This window comes from Kitasatospora sp. NPDC057198 (assembly GCF_042670125.1).
Classification (GTDB): Bacteria; Actinomycetota; Actinomycetes; order Streptomycetales; family Streptomycetaceae; genus Kitasatospora.
This window is the reverse complement of sequence record NZ_JBHUWH010000468.1, coordinates 1-5,945: the sequence shown is the minus strand read 5'-3', so window position 1 is coordinate 5,945 and position 5,945 is coordinate 1. Positions and strand designations below refer to the sequence as shown.

Annotated in this window: 4 protein-coding genes and 1 pseudogene; all 5 read left to right on the top strand. The window is 73.7% G+C overall.

Annotation, left to right across the window (positions count from 1 at the left end; all coding sequences use genetic code 11):
- Window positions 1–1,395 (top strand): annotated as a pseudogene (gene kgd, locus ACFUEL_RS33310) (multifunctional oxoglutarate decarboxylase/oxoglutarate dehydrogenase thiamine pyrophosphate-binding subunit/dihydrolipoyllysine-residue succinyltransferase subunit); the annotation flags it as partial.
- A gap of 201 nt (window positions 1,396–1,596) precedes the next feature.
- Complete coding sequence (locus tag ACFUEL_RS33305; protein WP_380240908.1) at window positions 1,597–3,444, top strand: serine/threonine-protein kinase; 1,848 nt, start codon at window positions 1,597–1,599, stop codon at window positions 3,442–3,444.
- 63 nt (window positions 3,445–3,507) lie between these two features.
- On the top strand, window positions 3,508–3,690 hold the full coding sequence (locus ACFUEL_RS33300) for a DUF6104 family protein (RefSeq protein WP_380240906.1): 183 nt from the start codon (window positions 3,508–3,510) through the stop codon (window positions 3,688–3,690).
- A 269-nt stretch (window positions 3,691–3,959) separates the two neighbouring features.
- Window positions 3,960–4,853, top strand: coding sequence for a DUF4097 domain-containing protein (locus tag ACFUEL_RS33295; RefSeq protein WP_380240904.1), 894 nt, complete (start codon window positions 3,960–3,962; stop codon window positions 4,851–4,853).
- Entirely contained in the window at window positions 4,853–5,878 is a 1,026-nt protein-coding gene (locus tag ACFUEL_RS33290) for a PadR family transcriptional regulator (protein WP_380240902.1), read from the top strand. Before ACFUEL_RS33295 ends, ACFUEL_RS33290 begins: the two co-directional genes overlap by 1 nt.
- Window positions 5,879–5,945 lie beyond the last annotated feature (67 nt).

Sequence of the window (5,945 nt, the reverse complement as noted above, 5' to 3'; positions counted from 1 at the left end):
CTGATGTACGACCTGATCGACAAGAAGCGCTCGGTGCGCAAGCTCTACACCGAAGCCCTCATCGGCCGCGGCGACATCACCATGGAAGAGGCCGAACAGGCCCTGCAGGACTTCCAGGGCCAGCTGGAGAAGGTCTTCGCCGAGGTCCGCGAGGCCACCGCCGCCCCGGCCCCGGCCGAGACCGGCCGCCCGGTCGCCGACTTCCCCGTCTCCATCCAGACCGGCATCTCCGCCGAGACGGTCAAGCGGATCGCCGCCTCCCAGGTCAACCTCCCCGACTGGCTGACCGTGCACCCGCGCCTGCTGCCGCAGCTGCAGCGCCGCGCCGCCTCCGTCGAGGACAACACCATCGACTGGGCCACCGGCGAAGCACTCGCCATCGGCTCCCTGCTGATGGAGGGCCACCCCGTCCGCCTGGCCGGCCAGGACTCCCGCCGCGGCACCTTCGGCCAGCGCCACGCCGTCCTCATCGACCGGAACACCGGCGAGGACTACACCCCGCTGATGCACCTGACCGACGACCAGGCCCGCTTCACCGTCTACGACAGCCTCCTGTCGGAGTACGCGGCGATGGGCTTCGAGTACGGCTACTCCCTGACCCGCCCCAACGCGCTGGTCATGTGGGAGGCCCAGTTCGGCGACTTCGTCAACGGCGCCCAGACCATGGTCGACGAGTACATCGCCTCCGCCGAACAGAAGTGGGGCCAGCACTCCGGCGTCACCCTCCTGCTCCCCCACGGCATGGAGGGCCAGGGACCCGACCACTCCTCCGCCCGCCCCGAGCGCTTCCTCGCCCTGTGCGCGCAGGACAACATGACCGTCGCCATGCCCACCCTGCCCTCCAACTACTTCCACCTGCTGCGCTGGCAGGCCCACAACCCCCACCACAAGCCCCTGATCGTCTTCACCCCGAAGTCGATGCTGCGCCTGAAGGCCGCCGCCTCCGCCGCCTCCGAGTTCCTCACCGGCGGCTTCCGCCCCGTGATCGGGGACACCACGGTCGACCCGGCGCAGGTCCGCAAGGTCGTCATCACCTCCGGCAAGTTCTACTACGACCTGGAGGCCGCCCGCACCGAGCGCGGCGTCACCGACACCGCCATCGTCCGCGTCGAGCGCCTCTACCCGCTCCCGGTGGCCGAGCTGCAGGAGGAGCTGGGCCGCTACGGCGAGAACGTCCAGTTCGTCTGGGCCCAGGAGGAACCCGCCAACCAGGGCGCCTGGCCGTTCATCGCGATGAACCTGGTCGACCACCTCCAGGTCGTCATCGGCCGCACCGGCGGCGACGCCCGACTGCGCCGGGTCGCCCGCCCCGCCTCCTCCGCCCCCGCCGTCGGCTCCGCCAAGCGCCACGCCGTCGAACAGCAGGCGCTGGTCGAAGAGGTGTTCTCGCTCTGACGCGCTGAGCGCGGCACGGCAGTGACCGCCCCGCCCCCGGTTCTCCGGGGGCGGGGCGGTTCCGTTTCCGGACCGTGACGCTTTGCCCGACGCCGTGGGCTGCACAGGATCTGACGGGTCGGTAGGTTGTGGTTCGCCGTTTCCGCCGCCGGGTGCCGGACGGCCGTCTTTCGACCCGCACTTCCGAGGGGGACCCGCCGCATGGCAGCCGACACTCCGCAGAATCCCGTACCGCTCCCGCCGGTCTTCCAGCCGCTGCTGCCGGACGACCCCCGGGAGGTCGGCGGCTACCGGCTGTTCGCCCGGCTCGGCGCGGGCGGCATGGGCCGGGTCTACCTGTCGTACACGCCGGGCGGGCGGCCGGTGGCACTCAAGGTGGTGCGCCCCGAGTTCGCCGAGGACGGCGAGTTCCGCCGCCGCTTCGCGCAGGAGGTGAGCAGCGCCCAGCGCATCCACGGCCTGTACACCGCGCAGGTGATCGACTCCGGCGGCCTGGAGTCGGGCGCGCCGTGGCTGGTCACCTCGTACGTGCCCGGCCCGTCGCTGCAGCAGGTGGTGCGCGAGCACGGCGCGCTGCCGGTGCGCACGGTGCTGCTGCTGGTCGGCGGCATCGCGGAGGCGCTGCAGGCGATCCACAGCGTCCAGGTGGTGCACCGGGACCTCAAGCCGGCCAACGTGCTGGTGGCCTCGGACGGGCCCCGGGTGATCGACTTCGGCATCGCCCGCGCCGCCGACGCGACGGCGCTGACCGGCACCGGCTACCGGATCGGCTCGCCCGCGTTCATGTCGCCGGAGCAGGCCCAGGGCAAGAAGATCACCCCGGCCACCGACGTGTTCGCGCTGGGCGCGCTGGCCGCGTACGTGGCGGGCGGCGCGCCGCCGTTCGGCGACGGGCCGGACACCGCGGTGCTGTACCGGGTGGTGCACGAGGAGCCGGAGCTGAGCACGGTGCCCGCGCAGCTGCGCGAGCTGATCGGCCGCTGCCTGGCGAAGGACCCGGCGGACCGGCCGACGCCCGCGGAGATCATCCAGGCCGCCCGGGAGCACCCGGTGGTCGGCGGGCAGCTGCGCTTCGGCGAGGACTGGCTGCCCGGCCAGGTGAACACCGAGATCACCCGGCGCTCCGACCTGCCGAAGACGCCGCCGACCCCGCTGCCCGCGGCGCCCCCGGCGCTGCCCGCCACTCCCCCGCCCCCGGTCGCCGCCCCGCCCGCGCCCCCGGTGGCGCCCCCGGCCGGTGCGTTCGGGCCGCTCACCCCGACCTCGGAGGCGGTCACCGGCCCGGTCGCCCCGGCCGATCCGACGCTGCGGCTGACCGAGCAGCACACCCCGCCGCCGGCGCCCGCCGTCCCGCTGGCCGCCGAGCCGCAGCCGGAGAAGAAGCCCGAGCGCCGGGGCGGGGTGTCCTGGAAGACCCTGCTGGTGGTCGCGCTGGTGACGCTGCTGGCGGGCACCACCGGCGGGCTGGTGCTGATGAAGGCGTTCAACAAGGACGACAAGGACGGCAAGGACGGCAAGCCGGTCGCGACGCAGACCGTCACCGTCGGCCCGTCCCCGGCCGGGGACGGCGGCGGCAGCCAGGACCAGGTGACGGCGGCGCCGTCGGACACCCCGGCGAAGCCCTCCTCCTCGGCCTCCGCCTCGCCCTCCCCGCACAAGAGCGGGGCGCCCGCCGGGTTCACCGCGGTCTACACCGACCGCGAACTGTCCGCGCCCAGCAACGACTACGGCTTCGACCTGCTCAACGGCAAGGTGGTACCGACCTCCCCCCTCGGGGACACCGTCCTGCGGCCCAGCTACGACAAGCTGTACGTGCCCGACGACTTCGACCGGTACCTCAGCAAGGCGGACTCGCTGACCCCGCAGGAGTGCTCGGACGCCATCGACAAGAACCCGAGCGCGTCGTTCCCGTACGCCGACCTGCCGCCCGGCCGGATGATCTGCGTGCGCAACCGGCAGACCTGGAACGTGGCGATCATGAAGATCGGCAACGTCACCAACGACGGCGCGGTGTCGCTCTCGCTCAGCTACTACCGGTACAACGGCTGATCGGAGCCGCACTATCCTGGACCCCGACGGACCTGGAACCACCCACCCCCGGAGCGAACCACCGTGTACTTCACCGACCGCGGCATCGAGGAGTTGGAGAGCCGGCGTGGCGAGGAGGAGGTCACTTTCGAGTGGCTGGCCGAGCGCCTGCGGGAGTTCGTGGACCTGAACCCGGACTTCGAGGTGCCGGTGGAGCGGCTGGCCACCTGGCTCGCCCGGCTGGACGACGAGGACGAGGACGAGTGACCGGCTGACGAACCGTCAGCAGCGCGGCCCGGAAGGCGAGTTCGCCTTCCGGGCCGTCGTCGTTCCCGCCCCTCCCCGAGCCCGTTCCGGAGCCGCACCCCGGCCCGTCCCGGAGCCGCGCCTCGGGGTGGGCTCAGGGGCGGGGCCGGGTCGGGATCGGGGTCGGGGCTCCTTGACTTCCCGGCTACGCGATATATCGTGAATAACGAGAAGGACGCGATACATCGCGTATCCGCGTATCGGAGGACAGGACGGACGGGGAGCCGGAAATGACCCAGTGGACGGTAGACAGTGCCCAGCAGATCGCCCTCGACGAGACCGTGCACACCCTGCACGTGCGCGTCGTCGACGGCGCGGTGAACGTGGTGCCCACCGAAGGCCCGGCCCGGCTGGAGGTGTCCCGGCTGGAGGGCGAGCCGCTCCAGGTCTCGCTGGAGGACGGCGTGCTGACCGTGACCTACAAGGACCTCAGCTGGAGCGAGTTCGGCGCGGCCGTGAAGTCCGTGCAGACGGTGAAGTCCTTCTTCTCCGGCCTGCGCCGCAAGCGCAGCGCCGACGTCACGGTCGCGGTGCCGGCCTCCGCCGTGGTCCGGGTCGGCACCGTCTCCGCCGACGCCACCGTCTCCGGCATCGCCGGCGAGGTCGGGGTGCACGGCGCCAGCGGCGCCACCACGCTGGCCGGGCTGACCGGCCAGGTCAGCGCCAACACCGTCTCGGGGGACGTGGACGCCGAGGGCCTGTCCGGCGAGCTGAAGGTCAACACGGTGTCCGGCGCGGTCACCCTGGTGGCCGGCTCCGCGACGAAGATCCGGGCGCACTCGGTCTCCGGCGCCGTCACCCTGGACCTGGACGCCGCCACCCCCACCGACATCGCCGTCAACACCGTCTCCGGCGGGGTCGGTGTCCGACTGCCCGCCCTGGCCGACGCCAAGGTCGAGGCCGGCACCACCAGCGGCACGCTCTCCAGCGCCTTCGCCGAGCTGAGCGTCGGCGGCGGCTGGGGCTCCAAGAAGCTCTCCGGCCAGCTCGGCACCGGCCGCGGCCGCCTCTCGGTGACCACCGTCACCGGCGCGGTCACCGTCCAGCGCCGCCCCGAGGCCGAGGAGGACGGCCCGGCCAAGGAACTGCCGGCGGCCCCGCTCGACCTGACCAAGGAGTCCTGATGACACCGGTGTTCGGCCACGGGCGGCTGCGCCTGTACCTGCTGAAGCTGCTCGACGAGAGCCCCCGGCACGGGTACGAGGTGATCCGCCTGCTGGAGGAGCGCTTCCACGGCCTGTACGCGCCCTCCGCGGGCACCGTCTACCCCCGGCTCGCCAAGCTGGAGGCCGAGGGCCTGGTCAGCCACACCACCGAGGGCGGCCGCAAGGTCTACCGGCTCACCGACCTCGGGCGGGGCGAACTCACCTCCCGCACGGCCGAGTTGACCGACCTGGAGGCCGAGATCCACGACTCGGTCGGCCAGCTCGCCGGAGCCATCCGGCAGGACGTCCGGGACAACGCCAAGGACCTGCGCGCCGAGCTGTGGACGCAGGCGGCCGCCGCCCCCGGCGCCGCCGCCCCCGGCGGGGCGCCCTGGCGCGACCAGGAGTCCTGGCAGCGGGCCAAGGAGGAGTTCGCCCGGCTCAAGGCCGAGACCAAGGAGCAGGCCCGGCGGGCCAAGGAGCAGGAGAAGGCCGCCCGGCAGCAGGCCAAGGCCGCCGAGGCCGAAGCCCGGAAGCTGCGCGAGCAGTCCAAGGCCGCCCGCACCGCCGCCCAGCAGGAGGCGCTGCGGCTCAAGCGCCGGGTCGAGGAGCAGGTCCGGGCGCACGCCGCGGGCGGCGACTGGTCGGCCGGCCTGGCCGAGGGCCTGGCCGAACTGACCCGCGGCCTGGGCTCGTTGGCGGACGCCGCGCGCTGGGGCGCGGCGGAGGAGCCGGCCGTCCGGATCGACCTGGACAAGACCGCCGCCGGACCGGCCGCCCCGGAGCCGACCGCCGAGCCCACCGAGCCGTCCGAGCCCGCCGAGCTGCCCGACTGGGCCCGCACCGACCCGGCCGGCGACCCGGCCCGCGAGCTGGAGCGCCTGCTCGACCGCTTCCGCGACCACGTCCGGGACACCGCCCGGGACGGGGGCGTGGACGCCGCCCGGCTGGCCCGCGCCCAGCAGGCGCTGGCCGCCGCCGCCCGGGCGCTGTTCCCGCGCTGAACCGGCGGCGCCGTTCCCGCGCCGGACCGGTGAGACACGGAGCGCCCCCCGAGGACGGGTCGGGGGG

Coding starts and splice junctions, on each gene's coding strand:
- ACFUEL_RS33290 (WP_380240902.1), top strand. CDS start 4,853: ATGACACCGGTGTTCGGCCACGGGCGGCTGCGCCTGTACCTGCTGAAG.
- ACFUEL_RS33305 (WP_380240908.1), top strand. CDS start 1,597: ATGGCAGCCGACACTCCGCAGAATCCCGTACCGCTCCCGCCGGTCTTC.
- ACFUEL_RS33295 (WP_380240904.1), top strand. CDS start 3,960: ATGACCCAGTGGACGGTAGACAGTGCCCAGCAGATCGCCCTCGACGAG.